This window comes from Bacteroidota bacterium (genome assembly GCA_035506275.1).
Lineage (GTDB): Bacteria > Bacteroidota > Ignavibacteria > UBA10030 > UBA8401 > JAGVPT01.
Genome location: DATJPT010000017.1, coordinates 1 through 20,916 on the forward strand (window position 1 = coordinate 1; position 20,916 = coordinate 20,916).

General features: G+C 51.2%; 17 protein-coding genes and 1 tRNA gene. 11 read left to right on the forward strand and 7 right to left on the reverse strand.

All coding sequences use genetic code 11. The annotated features are described in order from the left end of the window. Positions 1-765: 765 nt before the first annotated feature. Positions 766-1,833 carry a hypothetical protein gene (locus tag VMF88_11760; GenBank protein HTY11734.1) on the forward strand — a complete coding sequence of 356 codons (1,068 nt, stop codon included), beginning with the start codon at positions 766-768 and terminating at the stop codon, positions 1,831-1,833. Between the two features lie 230 nt (positions 1,834-2,063). Further along, on the forward strand, positions 2,064-2,693 hold the full coding sequence (locus VMF88_11765) for an outer membrane beta-barrel protein (GenBank protein HTY11735.1): 630 nt from the start codon (positions 2,064-2,066) through the stop codon (positions 2,691-2,693). A 43-nt stretch (positions 2,694-2,736) separates the two neighbouring features. Here VMF88_11765 and VMF88_11770 read toward each other — a convergent pair whose 3' ends face one another. After that, positions 2,737-3,885 (reverse strand): hypothetical protein, encoded by a 1,149-nt coding sequence (locus tag VMF88_11770; GenBank protein ID HTY11736.1) that lies wholly within the window; start codon positions 3,883-3,885, stop codon positions 2,737-2,739. A 108-nt stretch (positions 3,886-3,993) separates the two neighbouring features. Here VMF88_11770 and VMF88_11775 point away from each other — a divergent pair, with 108 nt between their 5' ends. From VMF88_11775 to VMF88_11785, 3 genes are all read left to right on the forward strand, one after another. Further along, positions 3,994-4,485, forward strand: a complete 492-nt coding sequence (locus VMF88_11775) for a cysteine peptidase family C39 domain-containing protein (protein HTY11737.1) — start codon at positions 3,994-3,996, stop codon at positions 4,483-4,485. Positions 4,486-4,541: 56 nt separating this feature from the next. Further along, positions 4,542-5,090, forward strand: a complete 549-nt coding sequence (locus VMF88_11780; GenBank protein HTY11738.1) for a hypothetical protein — start codon at positions 4,542-4,544, stop codon at positions 5,088-5,090. Between the two features lie 649 nt (positions 5,091-5,739). Next, positions 5,740-5,812 (forward strand) — tRNA-Glu (locus VMF88_11785). A 231-nt stretch (positions 5,813-6,043) separates the two neighbouring features. Here the strand turns inward: VMF88_11785 and VMF88_11790 are convergent. The 5 genes from VMF88_11790 to VMF88_11810 form a co-directional block, all read right to left on the reverse strand. Further along, a complete protein-coding gene (locus VMF88_11790) occupies positions 6,044-7,333 on the reverse strand; it encodes a sigma-70 family RNA polymerase sigma factor (GenBank protein HTY11739.1) in 1,290 nt (429 codons plus the stop codon). Positions 7,334-7,485: 152 nt separating this feature from the next. Continuing rightward, positions 7,486-7,830, reverse strand: a complete 345-nt coding sequence (locus VMF88_11795; protein ID HTY11740.1) for a YciI family protein — start codon at positions 7,828-7,830, stop codon at positions 7,486-7,488. Between the two features lie 97 nt (positions 7,831-7,927). Beyond that, positions 7,928-8,320, reverse strand: a complete 393-nt coding sequence (locus VMF88_11800) for a DoxX family protein (GenBank protein HTY11741.1) — start codon at positions 8,318-8,320, stop codon at positions 7,928-7,930. Positions 8,321-8,362: 42 nt separating this feature from the next. Beyond that, positions 8,363-8,941 carry a YdeI family protein gene (locus tag VMF88_11805; protein ID HTY11742.1) on the reverse strand — a complete coding sequence of 193 codons (579 nt, stop codon included), beginning with the start codon at positions 8,939-8,941 and terminating at the stop codon, positions 8,363-8,365. A gap of 78 nt (positions 8,942-9,019) precedes the next feature. Further along, positions 9,020-9,286: a YciI family protein gene (locus tag VMF88_11810; GenBank protein ID HTY11743.1), complete on the reverse strand. Its 267-nt coding sequence runs from the start codon at positions 9,284-9,286 to the stop codon at positions 9,020-9,022. A 1,137-nt stretch (positions 9,287-10,423) separates the two neighbouring features. On the opposite strand from VMF88_11810, the gene VMF88_11815 reads away from it, so the two are divergent. The 3 genes from VMF88_11815 (at position 10,424) to VMF88_11825 (ending at position 14,182) form a co-directional block, all read left to right on the forward strand. Beyond that, complete coding sequence (locus VMF88_11815; GenBank protein HTY11744.1) at positions 10,424-11,386, forward strand: hypothetical protein; 963 nt, start codon at positions 10,424-10,426, stop codon at positions 11,384-11,386. Positions 11,387-11,614: 228 nt separating this feature from the next. Continuing rightward, the gene (locus tag VMF88_11820; GenBank protein HTY11745.1) at positions 11,615-12,586 is read left to right on the forward strand and encodes an alpha/beta hydrolase; all 972 of its coding nucleotides are present in this window, start codon (positions 11,615-11,617) and stop codon (positions 12,584-12,586) included. Between the two features lie 162 nt (positions 12,587-12,748). Further along, entirely contained in the window at positions 12,749-14,182 is a 1,434-nt protein-coding gene (locus tag VMF88_11825; protein ID HTY11746.1) for a C25 family cysteine peptidase, read from the forward strand. Between the two features lie 47 nt (positions 14,183-14,229). Here VMF88_11825 and VMF88_11830 read toward each other — a convergent pair whose 3' ends face one another. Next, positions 14,230-15,423, reverse strand: coding sequence for a multidrug efflux MFS transporter (locus tag VMF88_11830; GenBank protein HTY11747.1), 1,194 nt, complete (start codon positions 15,421-15,423; stop codon positions 14,230-14,232). Between the two features lie 418 nt (positions 15,424-15,841). Between VMF88_11830 and VMF88_11835 the strand changes: the two genes are divergently transcribed. The 3 genes from VMF88_11835 to VMF88_11845 all read left to right on the forward strand — a co-directional run bounded on the left by VMF88_11835 (position 15,842) and on the right by VMF88_11845 (position 20,911). Then, on the forward strand, positions 15,842-16,318 hold the full coding sequence (locus VMF88_11835) for a hypothetical protein (protein ID HTY11748.1): 477 nt from the start codon (positions 15,842-15,844) through the stop codon (positions 16,316-16,318). A 17-nt stretch (positions 16,319-16,335) separates the two neighbouring features. Beyond that, complete coding sequence (locus VMF88_11840) at positions 16,336-19,470, forward strand: M4 family metallopeptidase (protein ID HTY11749.1); 3,135 nt, start codon at positions 16,336-16,338, stop codon at positions 19,468-19,470. 331 nt (positions 19,471-19,801) lie between these two features. Continuing rightward, positions 19,802-20,911 carry a hybrid sensor histidine kinase/response regulator gene (locus VMF88_11845; protein ID HTY11750.1) on the forward strand — a complete coding sequence of 370 codons (1,110 nt, stop codon included), beginning with the start codon at positions 19,802-19,804 and terminating at the stop codon, positions 20,909-20,911. Positions 20,912-20,916 lie beyond the last annotated feature (5 nt).

Consider the following 20,916-nt stretch of genomic DNA (forward strand, 5'->3'; position numbering starts at 1 on the left):
AACACATACAATAAGCTCAGACCTCACAGCTCATTGAATTACAGACCACCGGCACCGGAGACATTTTATCCCCTTCAGTTAGCCAATGCCTGAAGGACAAAACTAAACTACGCACTGGCACATAAACTGGGGGCAGGTCAGATGGAGCAGGAAATAATCTTTGTCTTTTGTCGATAGACGCACAAACATCGAAATTTGTAACCAGCCTTCGGACGTATGTCGATCAACCGTGCTGGACTCCAGATGGAGATACTGTCTTATTTTATATCGAGGGCCAAAAGTATTACGCTACTAACCTAAATGACAACACCGTTAGATATTATCCTTATAATGCATTGCCCAATATATCCCTTTCGGATTATGGCAAAATAGTTCATGGTGTTTTTCCATATGCACGAAACTGTCAAATCATTGAGATTGATAGAAGCAATATGACACCGAAAAGAATATTAGCTCAAAATAGTTGCCGTTATCGAGATTTATTATTTTCACATGATTTAAGGCATTTATTATTTTCTAAAACGGATCGATATAATGGCGACTATAGTTTATGGATAGAAGAAATCAAATAATCATATGATTAATGCCGAGCATACTTATTACAAAACATATCTTGACTTTCAGCGAACGCTCGATTACATTTACCTCTATCAGGCGGAGGCAAACCTTATAAGATTACCTTGTTAATGTTTTTTCAGCAATAACTCCCGTCCATATATCAAAGACTGGACGGGGAATTTCCTTAAAAACATAACGAGGTGCTCCATGAAAACGGTCATGCGACACGGTAATTGTCTAACCCTTTCTTCTTTTTCCCTTCGTTTCCTCGCTTGTTTTTTCTTGACACTATCATCCTGCATGGATCACACCACTGATCCAGTTGCATCAAGCCCGTTTACCACAGCCCCTGGAATCCAATTAACACAGACGGGAGAGGCATCTCAAATTGGCTGGCTGCAATCCGGCAACGTGATTGCCTATAATGCACTTACGCTGGATGGGTCCATGATGGCTGGGACCGTAAAAAGCGTCAATTGTGATTCAAAAATGATAACCGTCTTGGATGCAACAAGGCGGGACTTCAATCAATTTCAGACTGCAGGGGACTCGGTCTTTTATGTGACATTGAACCTCGATAATTCAACAAGTACGTTTTTACGGTCCGGCTTTTCTGTTCAGCCGACAGAAAGTCTTACACACTGGGCAACCGTTAGCGCAGTAATCTCACCGGATCGAAATCTTGTGGCCGTCAACGGTCCAATTGATTCAGTCTTTGTTATTTCCACCAAAACGTTGTCGCAAAGGAGTTTCGCGTTGCACTTATATGAATATCCTATGTTATTCTCGCCCGACTCGAAAAAATTACTACTTTCATCAGGCAGAATATTGGATATCACAGACGGATCATCGACAAACCTTCCTTCGCCGTTACCGCAGTACCCTATGTTAATTCGTTGGAATGAGACCGGCCTTTGGGAGCTCAGTTGCACGCAAGATACGTTGCCGACTTATTATCTCACGAATCTTCTTAACAATGAATCTACTGCAATTTTGCATGCTCCGCAGAACACTGGGTATAGCCAAATGTGTGCATGGTCATCCGACAACAAGAAAATTGCGATAATTCGGATGGCAACTCTGCTGAACACTGTCCCTGCAGTCATGAACTTATATGTTTACGATATGACCACTCAAACCGTCAAGTTCATCGTTGGTGTCAATGTACGTATACATAATTCAAATCTGGCTGGACTTAACTCGTTCTCATTTTCTCCGGATGGCAAAAAAATTGCATACTCCGTAGAAGGCAATATTTACTACCAGAATCTCTAAGCAACTTATTTTCGCCTCAAGGCCGCCTAACCAGCGGCTCAAGTGGCGCTTTACGCCATGCTGCCTTTGGCACTCACTGACGGATCCAGCTGTCGGCGAATGCACCGCGCGAAAAATCAAAGGAACTGAAATGAACAACCGCCACGTCCGCGCAACGAACCACATGGAACTAGCTGTACGTCGCCGCAGCTTAGCCCCGGTCCGTTAGCCCGCACAAGGAATCGTATATTATGACTCTGCTCAAACTAGCATTGGGCCTACTTCTCCTCACTGCTTCTTGCGTCGCTCAAACGATGGTTGGCCTGCAAGGAGGCATTAATTGGTCAAACTACGATATCAAGCCTACCCCCGGGAACGTCTACGGAACTGGATTAGGCCCCAATTTCGGCCTCCTCGTCCAATCCAAATTGCCCAATGAGCTTTATGTCATTGGAGGCCTGTCCTATGTCGAAAAGACTATCCCGTGGTTGGTTCATCTGTATCTTGAATCAAGCAGTCCGGACATCGAATTCCACTACGAGTTTACTCAGCTCTCGGTCTCTCTCAAAAAGGAATTTCCAATCTACGGTTTGGGACCCTACATCATGGTCGGCGGAACATGCGGATTTCTAAATTCCGCTTCGTATGTTGACGATCGATTCGGCGGGCCAGCATCTACCATCGGCTGGTCAAACGATGCTAGGAGAACTGACTTCGACCTTAACCTGGGTCTCGGACTATCCTACCGTCTCGATGACGCTGTGTCGATCTTTGCCGATGTTAAATATTCGTATGACCTTGTTAGCCTAAGCAAAGAGGGATCAGGAAATACATACATTAGAAGCACACAAGGCTCGTGCGGCATCTTAGTCGGACTCTAGCGTGCGGGCTAACCAGCGGCTCAAGCTGACGCAAATTGCCGTCTCACGGCGTTCCCTGAGCCACTACGTACACTTGTGGGCTGACCTCGTTAGAAAAAAACGCTTTTCCATTACTTGTTTTCACTATCCTGCTAATCGCACCAAAGCCCGATTCTGGAGGAGGGATACCTGGAATAATTATCTGCTGGAAGGTGCTACCGTTCCACTGATAAGATTCATATCGAGCGCTGCAGAACCAGACATCGTTTGGTGAAAAAATATTTATAACCAAAGCAACGCTCCCAAAACTGTGGAATGGAAGCCCCAACGACGATAAATTTGTGGCTGCAAAGTTGAGAGATTGACCTTTTGATTGAAGGAGAAAGGAATCGAATCCGCCAAGATACAACTGGAGAGAATCCGTGGCTGAGCACCTGTAAGCATTGATATCAGTCAAAACACTATAGTCTCCTGGCAGCGAAATCACGTTTTCAACGGTATCCTGATTATCAAATAGTTTAGACCATTTTATTCCGTCATATTTCCAGTATTGTTCATAATCCGATCCTGAAGCAAGAGATGAATATCCTGAAGCGTAGATTTCAGTTTTTGAAACGCCGTTAACATGATTGAAAGTGAAATTTGTCGGCGCCTTGGAATAAACCCACTGTGAGCTGTATCCATCCTTCGTATATACCATCCCACTGTCTCCAACGGCAATAAAGAAGCCATTTTTATCTGTCCAAACCGAGTACAGCACTCCTGGAGTTTGAAATTGATACCCGCTCCATTTTTTTGTCGAATTGTCAAACTCAGCTATTGCCGGTTTCTCACCAACGTACAGCAAATATCCAGCGGCAACCATATAACGGTTATCGCCTGTCACGTCATTTGGTATTGCGAAAACATCCGTGAATTGGATTGTATCTTTCCATTCGGTACCATTCCAATGCAATGCTATGTAACTTGTCTGACCAGGAACGGTGGGACCATGAAGATTTCCGACGACCCATGCATCGTTATCAGAAAACGCCCACACCCCACCTACTTCTGACGGCCACCAGGCAATCGTATCGGTTCGCCAAGTAAAATTTCGGTTACCAGGAGGAGAGTCGCAACTGGTTGGCGAAGGGGAATTGGTCGGTGGCTCTTTTCTGCAACTAACCGAGAGGAGAAACAGAGTAATAAATATGATTAAAGTAGATATCTTCATACGAAGGTCATGTTCCGAAGTGCCCCATCCGCCCCGTTAGAAGGTCGCGATAATGCTGATAAGTTTCAATACCGGGTATAAGATAGAAACAACCCGAAAGGAACTATCATGCAATTACAAACGGCGGTTGATTTTGTGGCAACAGCTGCAGCTCGCCTTGAAGAATCCGCCTACCCAAACGCAATCATCCTTCCAAACTTTCCCTGTTCGATTCAGCTTGACTATTACTCTTGCGGTGCGAAATCGGCCTACACCATCCCGAAATACTTCGGTAAACGCTGCACTCCTCTATCAGTCGAGCTCGAACTCCGCACCGCCTATGAAGGAACCTCTATCAGCGACATCAAAAGAGTGCTTAAGAGACACGGACTCAAGTATCGAAAGATCCGCGATCTGAGGAGAGCAATAGATGACGGACATCCTGCGCTTCTTTCTCTGTATGAACACTGGCATTATCCAGTCTGTTATGGACAATCGGACTCGCATTATTTTGTTATGAAACCATCGCTGGGAGATATGGGCAGCTTGTCGCGTGCAGTCAGAAAGAAGAAGCTTAAGCGGGTGTGGGATGGGTGGGGTTTGGAGGTCAAGTCTCACTGAAACTTCCAGACCCCGTGCCTCGTAATGCTTATGCATAGAATAAAAGGAGGTCTCTCATGAAGCATAACATTTCTATGTTCTCAGTTGTGCTGCTCACTGCCGTGGTATTTAGCCAGATTAACGCCCAAACAAAATGTATCTGGATTGTCAACTCACAAGATGGAACGCAAGTTCAAAAGATCGGACTTTCGCTCTCTCTCGTCAAGCTCCTGAGTAGCACTGGTGGAGATTTCGACGTCAACGGCGTAAAAATGTCCTATGAATCACTCCTGCATGTATATCGGGATGGCTCTACTAAACGAATAGAAGACAGTACCGGAAAAGGCGAGACAAAAATCTACGGTGGAAAGTTCGATCAGGAAATGAAAGAAAGCTCCGAAATGCAGGACCAGCTCATAGTTGAAAGCTCCGACAGCGGGTCGCAGCCCACAATATCCAAAGTGCCTGTGAAATCAGTTGGAGCCGTCGGCATTGTTCTGGCGATGATCGGGTCAAAAGATCTTGACCGTGACATCGACAGGATCGAATCGGCGCTTGAACAAGGCGGTGTGCTCTATATTCGGGATGAGCAAAAAGATTCTCGGTTGTGGATCTACGTGAATTGACAACAACCAGTGGTTGTTACGCCATCTGCACTTGTCCATTCTTCATTCGGTCCCTCTTCTCACGGTTTGATATAGCACCGTTTTATATGCTTTAAATGATTGCTGCGTCCGACCGCATAAACATTGAGTAGTTATCTGCCGTTCTTGAATATCGCCATTTTGATTTTTTTTGGCTATCTCCTTTTTGCGGACGGAAGGTCGCATTTTGTCATTTCGCAGGTTACCTATGGTGTATGACATGATGACAAAATAGTATTTTGTCACTTCGTCAATGACACAACTTTTGAAGAAATGATACGATGAATCTCTTAGGATTGTGGAAGATGACAAAACCCCCGGCTTCTCTGGCAATCGCTATGCGGAAAAAGAGAACTCCTCAGACATTTAGCAAAAAAGGATAGTACTGGTATTCGGCACTAATCGGTTTCTTTTTCTTCGAGTAAAATGAACGATGTTACGAAAAAGAATATTACATATAGAATGTTGCACTCCATACCATCATTTCGTAAATTGATCAACCTAATCTTGTTCTTTTGAGGTGGTTACCAAGCGGTTACCATTTGAGAGAAAAATAGGGAAAAATTTACTTATTGAGAGTTTGAAGTAATAGATAACCGTCGAAATTCACCAGAGTTCGCAACACTTAACCGGCGCCATCGTCTAACGGTTCAGGACGGAGCCCTCTCAAGGCTCAAATACGGGTTCGATTCCCGTTGGCGCTACTTGTTTCCCCGCTTCTCCCCTCATCAGCAAACGCAATGACCGCAGCTGCGCTTTGTCCTTCCTGATATCTCAAAGTGGTCATCGTTAACAAGCAGTTCAGGATCAGTTGCGGACTTTTCCATGAAGTCAAGGAAGCTCTTGCGGTTTGCTGTGCGGAACAGAGGGACGATTTTCGAGAAGAACGGGAGCTGTCGCTGGCGGCTGAGCTCGTAGCATTGACCGCCGGCCCCTTACACCGCCGCGGCATTTCGTGCAGTGACAGCGGCAATTTTCGCGCGCAGCAGTTTTCGCTCCGCCTCGGACCTCGTCATGCTCATGGCGGTCTCGAACGCGCGCAGCGCTTCTCCCCTTCGTTCAAGCTGCGCATAAATATCCCCGATCAGACTGTGATAGATGTAGTACGTCTCGATCTTCTTTTTGTCCCCGACGTTTGTCAGAATATTCAACGCCTCGCGTGCGCCCCAAACTTTCATCGCAGCTACCGCTTTGTTCATCTCCAGAACCGGGGACGGAGAGATCCGGCAGAGCGCCTCGTACAGCTCAAGGATCCTCGGCCAGTTCGTCGCTTCAAAACTCCCGGCGGTGGAATGCTCGAAGGCGATCGCCGCTTCAAGATGGTACCTGCTGAGCGAACCCCCGAACGCCGACTTGTTCATGTATTCGTTCCCGGCGACGATCAGGCCGAAATTCCACTTGCTCCGGTCCTGATCCTGCATCAAGATAATTTCCCCTTCCGGCGAGAGGCGGCTGTCGTTCCGCGATGATTGGAAGCACATCAACGCCATCAGCGCATAGGTCTCCGGCAGACTGGTGAGCGGGTTCTCCGTCAGCATTGCACAGAGGAGCATCGCTTCTTCCATCAGATCCTTCCGGATCAATTCTTCGGATTCGGTCGAATTATACCCTTCGTTGAAGAGGAGGTAGACTGCGTTCAGCACCTCTTCGGTCCGGGACCTCACTTCGTCCTGCGACGGGATCGCAAACTCAACCTTGTTGTTTCTGAAGAATTCCTTTGTTCGGTAGAGCCTCTTTGAAATCGTCTCTTCGGAGGTGAGGAATGCCCTAGCAATTTCACCGGTGCTGAACCCGCAGAGCACCTTCAGGATGAGCGTAACCTGGTTTTCTTCGGGAATGGAGGGATGACAACAGACGAACATCATTCTGAGCATGTCATCTTTGACGATCTCTTCATGCCCCGGTTCGTCCATCGTCTCGGGGATCGACAACGGCGGGCTGGGAAGATCGGATCCCTCGCCGGCGGCAAGTCTGATGGCATGCTTATTCCGTCTTAGGATGTCGACGGCTTTGTTCCTCGCGGCGCGGTAAAGCCAGGCGGACGGGTTGTCGGGAATTCCGTTCACCGGCCAGAGCTGCACCGCAAGAAGGAGGGCATCCTGCACCACGTCCTCGGCGATCTCGAGGTTCTCCGTTCCGAACGTTCTCGTCAATACTGAAACGATCTTGCCGGACTCGTGGCGAAAAAGGTGATCGACAAGCTTATCGACGTTATCGGGTTTCATCGGTACAAAATTGTTGTGCGGTTTGCCATCCGCACCCACATCTTGGACGGTTATCCTTAGTCATGGCTCGATTTTACATTCTGCACTTTGACTTCTATCTTCTTCCTTCTGTATTCTGACTTCTGTCTCCTGTATTCTATTCTCACTCCCCTCTACTTGTAGACAACGATCTCCCTCACCTCCACGCTGGCATCCTCATGGTCCATGATCGGGCATTGTTTTGCCATTTCGACAGCCTCGTCGAGGTCGCGCGCTTTGACGGTGCAGTAACTGCCGACAACCTCCTTCCCTTCCGCAAAGGGTCCGTCCTGCACCCGCTTATCTTTTGTTTTTATCACCTTAGCATTCGACGATAAGCGCAAACCGGGGGTAAGCCTCCCTTCCTTCATTAAGGCCGACGTCCACTCCTGCCATTTCATCGCCTCCTTCTGAAATTCTTCGGAAGACGCCTTCTTTTGGTTTGTCCCAAACCTGAAAAGAAACATAAACTCTTTCATTCCTCTCTTCTCCTTTCCTGAAATGTCAACTTTTAGATCATTTGATCGAGTGTTCTTATTTCCCGCTCCGGATGTCTCGTAATGGAGGGAATGAAATTCAGCTATTAATTAAGATGATCTTTCTCTCTGCAGGCCTGAAATACCACGATAACAGCGTCAGGACGAGGAGGAGGAGCGAGGGAAGAATTGTGCTCGCGGGATCCCCTGCGGCGAGATGTGAATACATCGCTCCGGTCATGGCAAAGAAAAAGCCGGCATAGGCCCATTCCTTCAACAGGGGAAACTTAGGAATAAGTACCGCGATAACGCCGAGAATTTTCCATGCACCGAGGAGGGGAAGAAGATAAAGAGGATAGCCGAGGTGAGAAATCATGTCCGATCCCCCTTGTCCCGCACTCATTTTGAACAACTGCCCTCCCCCGGTCGACACCATTCCCAACGCAAGCCAAAGTGTGCCGATCCAATAAATGATCTTATTTTTCTTTGTCATAAAATGCTCCTCTTTCCGTTTTGATCTTTTCTTTTTGCACCATTAATCGTCCATCCCCTTTCCATCGAGGATGTGCCCCGTATATTTTTCGATCCTCGACTCCCGGGTTTTGGATTGCTTGGGTTGAGAAAAATAATAGAGATATCCTCTTTGCCGTCCGGGCGTCAACGATTCAAAAGCTTTTTTTAAGGCCGGCATCGTATCCAGCTTAATTTGAAATTCTTCAGGAACTTTGTAGTCTGAAGTCTTCTTCAGAACAACTTTAACGCCGGCCTTTTCCACCTCGATCGCTTGATAAATATAAGCCTTCAGGATGGTTTTCATCCCGACGATTTCCCGGACGTTGGTGAACCGGATCTGGCGCGCCGACTGCACGTTCTCCGTTTGCTGGATCAGAATATGGTGAGTATCCTTCAGCAGGGCGCCTTTGAAAAAGAGGAAGGCGCAGTATTCCTTGAACCCATGGATCAACACTACGTTCTTATTCTGGAATGAATAGCACGGACACCCCCACTTCAATTCTTCGGTCAGGCCGCAGTCAAGTGCGATCGTCCTCATTTTTTCGTATTCTCCTCCCCACTTTTTGGTCTTATGAAAGAAGAAATCAACCTTAGGGTTCATCCGTGCCGGAGAATTCTTGCCGTTCATGTTATTGCCCTTTGCCATGGGATGCATTTGTAGTTTGTTCATGAATTTTTTTCATCGGTTATGGGCCGGTTCGCGCACTTCAACACTTCCGCCGCTTTCAAAGATCGGGCAGCCTCTCGCCGTTTCAATCGCCTCGTCAAGACTGCCGGCTTTGATGACCTGATATCCCCCGATGGTCTCCATCCTCTCCAAGAAAGGACCGTGAATTAATTCCTTTTTTGCTCCGGAGAGAACGGTACCGCCGGCCAGCAAACGCTCGCCGCTTCCCAGTTTCTTCCTGTCTTCGAGTTCACCTAGCCACTTCCGCCATTTTAACAATGAGCGTTGAAGTTGTTCAGGGGATGCATCGGCAAAATTGAACCTACTCCTGAATATCAGCAAATATTTTTTCAGTTTCTTCCCTTTTGTCCATGTGGCATTATCAGACCCTTTTTGAACTCTATAATAACAACGAATGAGGAAGAAAAATTTGGACTGGAGAGATTGAGATCTTTGAAATGTGATTTTTGGCTTAGTTTTAGGCGAAAATACTTGAGGGGGCAGATTCGGCCGCTTTGTCTCACCGTCTGGCAGTGTTACAGTCCCGCATTCGGAGCTTTTGGGACGATAGTTCTCACGTTCCCGATCTTAGATCGGGGAGGGAGTGAATCTAGTTCTCGATGTGTTCAACCGGAAGACTAGCTGCCGAAGCGACTGCCAAACTGAGTTTGGGAGCGAGATGGGAAATTTTCAAACTGTAACACAACCTACCGTTTGCAATTCTCGCAATTTCTTTTTAAAGTGTCTGCCACACAAGGGGGATCTTGGGGCGCACGCAGGCAGAATTCTCTCCTAACTCCATTATTCCCATGTTTAGATGGCGATGAAGCACCTCGCTGGCACTTCGTCGGCAATCGTCAGAGTGCAAGGGGGTGAATCATGAAACACTTTAGAGCGGCAATCCCCGCGATCGTGATGCTCGCGCAGCTCCAATCAATCCGATCCTGCAAGAACAATGCGACCGCACCTGTTCTGGAATCTACACCCGTTCAAGCGGCGGAGCAACACGTGACTCCCGTCCAGCGCACACTCCCCCGGATGAGATCATCAGAAGGGAAGGAATCCGGTCCATCCACTATTTCGAATATTATTCCACTGCGCGCAGCACGCCTCCAGAGAGCATGTTCAAGCTCCTCACTGAATATTACCTGGATTCCACTCATCTGAAGACGATGCAATACGACGGCGGAATGACCTATTGGTATGTAAGTGTCTTAGATACAAACAAGGAATAGAGGCCTAGCCTCCATCCAAACTGTGCGCAAAATTGTCGTTGATACGAATGCCGTATATCCTGACCCGGTATTTACGCCGCAAAAAAAATACGGGCTCCCTGACCGCTACTCGGCGTCGCTCCCGTAAGATGATTCCTGGGGCTGGAGTATGCCGCTACTCGCTCGGTTGCAGCAGAAACATATGAACTTCAAATTTCCGAAACTTTCATTTTCAGCGGTCACAACTCTTGAGGCTGCGGTCGTTGTGCTTTCCCTGTCCCAATCCCTCGTCATGGGCTGTGATATCCTGAGTCCCCAGACGCAGCCGGACCTCTCTACAATCCCGTGGGGCTGGCTCACCGGCAAAATCGCGTTTGTGAATCAGGACGAAGGGGAGTATGCCTCGGGCGAGCGCATCTACATCATTGACCCCGGTGACAGATCGGTCAAGTCGGTTGTCTCCTCCGACCAGACTGACGACTTTGTCGGGGCATTTATTTCCCCGCGAGGCGATCAGATAGCCTATAATGAGCTGAGCAGATCTTCGGTCTTGGATCTAGGCAGCGGTACGCTGACGAGGTCCGATACAACATATGTCATCGGATACACACGTCACAATTTTCCTGTTTACTCCTCCATATACGGAACCCACGAGATGATAATAAACGGGAACAAGGTCAAGTTCGCCGTTGATGCACGCTCGAACATCGCCTTTGGCCCTGGTGACGCCTATGCGGTTTATTGCACGCCGAATCCCAGCGGTTACATTCAGCTTGTCAGGCTGGATCCACAAGATTCTTCATACCACTTCATCGGAGCTTCGATGCTGGGTGATACGGTGACAGCGGCCGGCAATCCTGACATCTCGGAAGACGGAAAACAGATCGTGTACACAAAGAGCTTCGTGAACGTGAACCGCGGGAGCGAAATCTGGATCATTAATATGGACGGGTCCAACGATCATAAGATCATCAGCGGATATGAGACCTCCTTCGATTATGCGATGTGGTCGCCGGATGATAAACATGTCGTCTGCTCCTCGACAGATTTGGAACCAAACTATGGTTATGGTTCCAGTAACAGAATTATGATTTACAGCACGGATTTGGACAGCTTGCAGCAATTGATAAACATCAACGGCGATTACACCTCGTGGACGAAGTAACTGCGGCTCTTGTTGCTCCCCTTATCGGCCGCTCAACTTCAGAACCAGCCGCCGGCCCTTCGATAGCGATCGATAACGCCGACATATCGCTCCGATCATCCGCAGGCTTAGTCTATGCGCTATGGACAATGCATTGCAGACTGTCATAGGACCTATCATCGCAAAATTCTCACATTCTCCACAGAACGATAGACGACACATTTCATTCACGATCAATTCAAAGCACACATGAAAATTGACCACGCATTCAGACTTTTCACGTTATCAGCTCTCATACTCCTCTACCTTTCTCTCAACGGTAGTCTTCTTTCGCAGATCAGCCAGGGTAAAGATGTTCAGCTTGCAAGCGGAGAGTTTACGGCACAGATCAACGGGCTGAAGCTCTGGTACAGAGTCTCCGGCTCCGGTCCTGTTTGCATCCACCCAACCCCCGGCTGGGGACCGAGCAGCGACATGTATTTTCTGACGCTGAAACCGCTTGAAAAAATCTTCACCATGGTCTACCTGGATACCCGCGGCTGCGGCCGCTCGGAGCGCCCCGATTCAAACGCCTATGCGATGAAAAATTTTGTCGACGACCTCGAAGGGCTGAGAAAACACCTCGGGGTTGAAACGGTATGGCTCATGGGACACTCCGACGGAGGTCCGATGATACTGAATTATACGTTCGAATACCCTCATCGCGTGGACGGATTGATCCTCGCAGACGCCCCGGTGGGGAACACGTCTCAGAGCAATGAACGGATCGAGCGGATGCAGCTGAGAAAGAACGAGCCCTGGTTCGACAGCGCCTTCAAGGCCTTCCGGACGATGCCGACGACTCAAAAAGAATTTGAGACGATGATTCAAACCATCCTCCCTTTCTTTTTCTCGTCGATCGAAAACCTGGAAAAGAACCGGTGGGTGTTCGAGAAAACAACTGTCTCGTTCGCCGCGCAGCGGGGACGGGGAATATCCGACCAGACATCAGCGGATTTGGACACATTTCTGCCGGCAACAAAAATACCGGCCTTCATTGTCGCAGGGAGTGATGACTTCATCTGCTCTCCCGCCGCCGCGCAGCGCCTGCACGACGAGATCCCCGGCTCAGCGCTCCTGATCATCAACAAGGCCGGACACTTTCCATGGCTTGAACAGCCGGAAGTTTTTTTTGGAGGAATACGCGCGTTCGTCTCTTCATTGAAAAAGGGGGGCGAATAATATCATCGATGGTCCTCCCCCGACCGGGAAATATTATGTGAGGTACGAAGCTCATCACACGGGCATTTTTTCACTTTGGCCGTCGTTGGAAATCGATTCAATGCCAGCACTTGGACTTGAACCGGGGGGCTCCAACGCCGGCACAGCATACTGAATAGACCGATGAAAAAGATTTGTCTTCTCATTCTCTTCATATCCATCCTGCCCGGGCGGACGATCGCCGGCGACCTCAAGGATACGACGAACCGGGCCGACTACATTCTTATCGCTCCTGCCTCCTCCTGCGCGGCCGCAGAAACGCTGGCTGCCTTCCGCCGCGCTAAGAACGGTCTGGCCACGATGGTCGTGGAATTGGACACGATCTATGCGCAATTCGGCGGCGGAACAACTCCTGATACCGCACTGAAAAGTTTCGTGCAGTATTCGCTCTCGAACTGGAGCGACCCCAAGCCGCAATTCTTTGTTCTTGCGGGGAACACTGACGCGATTCCATCCCATCCGGAGCCCGAGACACTTATCAATGCCGGGGCCACAGTGTTCGACTCCACCTTGATGATCGATCAATGGTTCATTGAGCAGATGGACAGCACAGGGCTTCCGCACACCCGCGGATGCATCGCCCGCTTTCCGGCGTGGGATTCATCGGCGCTTTCGACCATGATCGCAAAAACGATCGAGTACGAGGACGACACCGCGACGGCATGGACGAAAAGAGTAATTTCTTTGGCAGATTTCGACTCTCTCGACGGCGGTTTTATTTTTGAGAGTGATGCGGCACAGCTTCGCTCTCGTTTCTGCACGGTGTGGAGCGACACGATCCCGGTCGATATCAGAGCATCCTCGCCGAACCACATCGACACAATGAGTTTCCTGAAACTCTGGGATGCGGGGGCTGCGATCGTATCGTATTGCGGCCATGCGAATCAGGTCGTCCTCTCGGCCACAGATTATTTCACGACCGCGGACGTCGATTCTCTCACCAACGGCAACCGGCTCCCCGTCTGTCTGTTTGGAGGATGCGACCTGACATACGACACGCGCCCGCCGATCTCGATTCCGACACACCTTCTTCAAAAAAGCAATGGCGGGGCCGTGGCAGTCATCTCCTCGGAGGGATTGAATTATGAGTGGCAAACCTATATGTTTTATGCCGCGATGGTCGATTCATTGATTGCAAAGAGGGAGCAGCCGATCGGCCCGGTTTTCGAGGAGGCAAAGCCAGATGCATACTGGTATGAGATGACAAAAAGATTTACGCTCCTTGGCGACCCCGCATTGGTCATCAAGCATCCCTCGGCAGCGACGGCTGTCCCAGTACGGCATGCGCAGCCCTCGAGTTTCGTCTTGGCGCAGAACTACCCCAACCCGTTCAATCCTTCAACAGTGATCAGTTACCAGCTGTCTGTGAACGGACGCGTAACGCTGATGGTGTATGATCTTCTCGGCAGGGAGGTAGCGAAACTGGTCGACGAAGAGAAGCGCCCCGGCTCGTATCGGGTGGTCTTTGACGGCTCGAGGTTGGCAAGCGGCGTTTATTTTTATCGCCTGACAGCTTCGGGCTTCACCGAGACAAAGAAGCTGATGCTCCTCAAATGACCCGATGAACGGAACATTTTCGACAGCGGGAACGCTGCCGCATCCGCTCACGCCGTCCTGTTCAGTTTCCGGTAAATGCTGAAATAGACGAGCGCTGCGTTTGCCAGCATCAGAGCGCTCGTCGTGAAAAAGACGTACCGCATCCCGAAGATCGATGCGATCTCCCCTCCCATTGACGCCCCCGCGAACGCACCTAAGTACGCAGCCGACATGCTGAACCCGAAGACTCTTCCCGCAAGTTCGTCGGGAGTGAGGCGCTTAATGAGCGTATTGACCGACGGGTTCAAACCGGCCGTGGCAAGTCCGAGCAGGAACCGGAGAGCGAGGAGCTGCCACGGGTCGCTGACGAACGCCTGCGGAATAAAAATGATTCCCGCCGCAACGAGGGCGACGAGCATCACCTTCTGAGGACCGATTTTGTCGGAGATTTTTCCGAGACGCGGCGCCGCCAGGATATTCGCCAGCCCCGACGCGGAGAAGACGAGCCCCGATACCAGGGCAACATGCTGGGCATCGGCGGAGAGCTGGCTGACGTAGATCGTCACGATCGGTTCGATGGAATAGAGTCCGAGCATCAGCATGAAATAGGTGGCAAAGACCGTGACCGTCAGCCTCTTGTGCGGAATGCTCTGCCACACCTGCGTTGCCCCCGGGGTCTTTTCGCTCGGGCGGACGAAGGTTTCCTTCACAAAAAAGAGGGTGGTAAGAAATGCGACCATCAGCAGTCCCCCCGTGATGAAGAAGATATACGGCAGACCGAGGCTCTCGGCGATGTATCCGCCGATCATCGGACCGAGGAGCGAACCGACGATGCTGGAAGTGGAGAGCGTCCCCAGCGCCCAGCCAGCGTGCTCTTTGTCCGTCTGCGTTGCGATGAGCGTAATGCAGGCGGTGGTGTAGCCGGTGATCGCTCCTTGCAGGAACCGGAGCTCAATGAGCTGGTAGACGTCCCTCACGAAGCCCATGCAGAAGAGGACGATCGCCATGCCGAGACTCGCGCGGAGGAGCATCGGCTTGCGTCCTACCCTGTCGGCGGCGTATCCCCAAACCGGGGAAAAAACCGCCGAGACAATGAACGTGATTCCGAACGCGATCCCGGAATATTGTTCGATCAGGTCGGTTCTCCCGACGCCAAGTTGTCTGATGTAGAGAGGCAGAACGGGAGCGAGCTGGCTCATGCCGACGCTGGTGACGAACATCCCAAACCAGCAGACGATCAGATTTCTTCTCCACATCGGCATGGACATCAGGCCGTGGTTCCGGAAAACCGGAGGGAAATATCGGAGGGTATTGTACGCATTTATATTTATGGTATAACAAAAGTGTGGTTTTGTCAAACGCGAGAACAAAATTAGAACCGATTAAGGCTGCGCAAGGGTCGGTGCACCGTAAATGGCGAGTTTTTTGTTTGCGTTTGAGCCATAGAAAACGTAGCTTTCTTTTGCTGTAGGAAGCGTTCCATTCTGATTTTTCCCCGACGGACACAACTTCTGTGTCTCAAAATTAACCGAAACACCCTGGCAGAGGCGACGGGCGATTGCGTTTACGGACCCCGGCCGGTGCTGGCCTATTCGTTCGCGAGAGCGGGCAGCAGGCGCAGTCTCCGGCTTTCCGAAGGAACGTCATTGTTCTGCCGCTGCAACAAGCAACCGGAAGACCATGATGATCAACCGCAGCAAATTCGACCGGCATTTCGAAGCGCGTTACGCAGTCATAGCCTTCAGCCTCGCTTTACCGGCACTTCTTGTTATCTCCTGCTCTGCTTCTCCCCAGAGATCGAGCGAACCGCTGAGAATCGAGCTCTACTCGGGCGGCGGTTTCGTAGGACTCTACTCGGGCATTGAGATCACTGACGATGGCTGGGCCCGCCGGTGGAAGCGTATCGGAATGGGTGAACGGGAGTATTCGGACAGCACGACCCTTTCGATCGAGACGCTCCGCTCCCTTGACTCGCTTCTCACGAGCCGGGAATTGTTCGAGACCAAGTACGAACGGACGGGAAATATTTCCACGATTCTGGATGTTGAGAAGGGACCGAAGTCGTTGCACGTTTCGTTTGCGGGAAAAGAAGTTCCCGCAGAATTACCTTCAAGCCTGAAAACACTCATACAAACTGTCAAGACTTCCATCAAATAATAGGAAAGGGTTTGACGATGAAAACCCCCATTACCGGTGTTATCGGAGGTTTGGTATTCCTGATAGGGGTACACAGCGCGGACGGGCAGCAACTCGTAAAACAGTTAAAGACCGCCGTCCCGGCACGCGAGTCAATAGGGAGTGCGCAAAGGGCATCCGTTGATGCACAAACACCGGCTGCCAAACTTAAAGCACTCCTGGGCAAGAAAGCTCTGCCGGCAATTTCACCCCGCGTCCAAAACACTGCGAAGAACTCGGCCCCGGCCGCGAATCGAATCGGCCTGACGGCGCCGAGCGCCGTCGTTGCCGCAAAGGATGAGGGAATAAGGATGATCGTCGATAAGGAATCGGGGACTCCTCTCTATCTAAAGGAAACAACCCTTCCCCGTTCGGCGACAACTTCAGTCTCATCGGCAGGAAGCGCAACCGGAGAGGCGTACCGGTTCATCAACGACAAGAAAGCCTTGCTTCAGATCGATTCTCCGAGCGCGGAATTCGAAGTCTCAAACGTCATGCAGGATGAGCTGGGCATGACACACGTAAAAATGAAACAGACAAGCCATGGGATAGATGTCTGGGGAAAAGAAATGATCGTCCACATCGGCAGGGAGGGAACCGCCGCTTCGCTCACCGGACGCATCGCGCCAACCAGAAGCGCGGCTGTGCAGGTGAATCCGAGCATAACGAAAGAAGCGGCCGTGAATACGGTGCTCGCGGACATGCGGCGGAACCGTCCCATAAGAACGTTGCCGAATCGAATGCAATCATTGCTCGGCTATGCGGGACCTGCAGCGAAGGAGGTGATCTGGTTTGACAAGGACCAGACCGCTCACCTGACCTGGCACGTGGAGGCGCGCAACGGTATGACCGAAGACTGGTATTACTTTGTGGATGCAACCAATGGGAAAATCCTCGACCGGTACAATAACGTTTGCTCTGACGGCCCGACGACTGCCAACGGGACAGACCTGAACGGCGTCACACGGTCGTTTGGAACTGTTCTTACAAACAGCGTTTATTACATGATCGATGCATCGGAGCCGATGTTCGTCAGTGCACAGACCCATTTTCCCGACTCAGTTGCAGGGGCCCTGCAGTGCTTCGACCTGCAGAATCATGATGTCGGCATGCCGCTCTATTATGTGGCCTCTCTCAATAATGCATGGAACGATCCTGCGACCGTGTCGGCGCACTTCAATGGGATCACGACATACAATTTCTACAGGACAACGTTCGGCCGGAACTCGATCGACGACGCGGGAATGTCGATCTATTCGATCGTCCACGTTACCGAGGACAGCACGGCGCTCGACAATGCCTTCTGGAACGGGCTTTTCATGTGCTACGGCGACGGGGCGACTTACTTCAAGCCACTCGCCGGCGGACTTGACGTTGCGGCACATGAGATGACGCACGGGGTCACGCAGCATACCGCGAACCTTTTGTATCAAGGACAATCGGGGGCGCTGAACGAATCGATGTCGGACGTGTTTGCTACACTGGTGGACACGTTGAATTGGACCATCGGAGAACAGATCATCAAGGATCTGAGCACATTCCCTTCCGGCGCACTGAGGGATCTCTCCAATCCGCACAACGGAGGTTCGGAGGGATCGGCCGCCTGGCAGCCTGCGATCATGAGCGAATTCGGGAACACCGACGAGGACAATGGAGGCGTTCACCTGAACAGCGGGATCCCGAATCACGCCTTTTACCTGGTCGCCTCGTCGATCGGGAGGCACGAGGCCGGACAAATATGGTACAGGGCGTTGACGGTCTATCTGACCCGCAGCGCGCAATTTCTCGATGCGCGCATCGCCACGGCAGAAGCGGCCTCCGATCTTTTTGGAACCGGGAGCAACGAAGTGACCGTCGTGAAAAATTCATGGGATGCCGTCGGGGTCCTTGAAGGAACCCCCCCGTCCGGACCGCCGGCAACGCACCTTCAGGGGCAGGATTGGATCATCGCCGTGAACACCGACCCGGGGGATCCGAACTCGATCTATGTCGCCAAGCCCCTCCCCGGCGCATCGGGAGGTTTATCGCCGCTCACGACCACGTTGGTGCTCAACCGGCCGGCGGTGACCGATACATCGGGGCTCATCGTCTTCGTCGACTCCGATAACGACCTCCGCGCCATCACCTCCAACCCGAGTTCGCCGCAGGAAACGCTGGTCGACACCCAGCATGTCTGGTGGAGCGTAGCGATCGGCCCCGGGTCGAGCAGCCTCGCGCTGACCACCAAGTTCGTCGATACCTCGATCTATTATTTTGACCTTACCAATTCCGCCAACGACAAAAAGTTCACGATCACTACGCCGTCGTACGACGGCACAAATACGAACACTGCCCTCTACGCCGACGCGATGTCGTTTGATCCGTCGGGGAGGTATCTGTTGTACGACGTGTTCAACCAGGTGACGAATCAAACCGGCGCACAAATTGGATACTGGACCATCAATGTGCTGGATGTTGAATCGGGAACGATCCAGAGCATCTTCCCGCCGCTGCCGGAGGGGGTGAGCGTCGGCAATCCATCGTATTCAAAGGCTTCGCCGAACAGGTTCCTCTTCGACTATGTCGATTCCAAAGCGAACCGGTATGCGGTCATGGCGGCGGATTTCAACACCGGCGATGTGGGGATCGTCGCCGATTCGAACGGCGCCATAGGGTACCCCACATATTCGGGGGACGATAAGACGGTGGCCTACCACACTCTCACGAATTTCGAATCCGCCGAGCATGATGCAATCCAGCTAATGCCGATGCAGGGCGACTACCTCAACGGGACACACAACCCTGAATCGTATGTGGTGGACGCCACATTTCCCGTCTGGTTTGTCGTGGGGAGCAGGGTCACCGCGGTGGAAGAACCTCCTGTCCTGATCAGAGACTTTGTATTGGAAAACAACTTTCCGAACCCATTCAACCCAAGCACGACCATTCGTTTTGTTCTTCCTGAGCGGAGCCGCGTTCGGCTGTCAGTCTTCAACGCTCTTGGACAACAGGTTGCCGGATTGGTAAATGAGGAAATGAATGCCGGAACGTACGAGAGGACATGGAACGGATCGAACTGTTCAAGCGGAATCTATTTTTATCGCCTTGAAGCCGGAACCTTCGTACAGACAAAAAAACTCATCCTCCTGAAGTAGACGACATTCTAGTTTTTTCTCAAGCCCAGCCAGCAATGTCTGGGCTTTTTTATGCTCCTCTTATCTTCAATCGTTCAATCTGCATTTTTTGGCCCCGCGCGTCAATGCGTCAAAGGAACTTCATTCTTGATTTTGCAGTTATTGGAGCAGAACGCTGTTTCCTTTTCTTAAACTCTGTTGCCATAATTCCATCGCTTTTCATTCACTCCATTGACAATTCCCCTTTCGGTTTGTAAATTTTATTGTAGCCTGGAAAATTAAAGATTCTGCAGGACGAAATTTCTTTTCTGCATCGTAGCCTTCGGGAGAAGCTTAAGCGCAGCAGTCCATTATGACCAAAATTCTCGTCATCGACGACGAAGATTCCCTCCGGGAAACGACCATCGCAATACTTCGCGCCAGCGGCTTTGATGCGCTCGGCGCAAAGAACGGCGCCGACGGCATTGAGATCGCGCGGACATCCCTTCCCGACCTGATCATTTGCGACATTCGTATGGAGCTGGTGAACGGGTACCAGATGCTGACCGCCATCAGGAACGATTCGGTGACGGCGACGATCCCGTTCATCCTCATGACGAGCAACCCGGACCGCGGCGGCATGCGGCAGGGTATGGAGCTGGGAGCGGACGATTATTTGCCCAAGCCGTTTTCCCCAGCCGAGCTCGTCTCCACAGTCGCCGCGCGATTGAAAAAGCACCGGCTGATAGCCGAGCGGGCCGAAAGAAAACTCGACGAGCTCCGGTCGAGGATGAGCACCGCTATCCCGCACGAACTCCGCACGCCCCTCAACGGCATCCTCGGATTTGCCGACATCATGCGCAAGGACTACAACAACCTGCAGCCGCAAGAGATCGCAAAGATGTCCGAGCGGATCTACAGAAACGGCAGGCGCCTTCTTCGGCTCGTCGAAAATTATCTGATCTACGCGCAGATCGGTACGCAGCAGACCGACAAGCGTCAGCAGGAACTCCTCCTCCACAGCAGCACCGACGTCGCGAACATCATCGAGGAGCTTGCCCGGGAAAAGGCCCTCGAAAGCAACCGTGTCGACGACCTCGACCTGCACCTTGTCCCCGGCTCGGTGGCGATTTCGTCCCAGTACTTCGCAAAGATCGTCGAAGAGATCGGCGACAACGCCTTCCGGTACTCGACGAAAGGAACGCCGGTATACTTCGGCACCGTCACCGAGGGAAATTCGTTAATGATGGTGGTCATCGACCGCGGGCGCGGGATGACCGGCGAGCAGATCGAGAACATCGGCGCTTACGTGCAGTTCAACCGAAAGCAGTATGAACAGCAGGGCTCCGGGCTCGGCCTGACCGTCGCGAAACAGCTGATCGAGATGCATGGGGGAAGCCTCAGCATTCAGAGCGATTTTGGACACGGGACCACCGTAACCATCCGCCTCCCTCTTTCGGCATCCCAGAAACCCCGCGCCTGAACGAG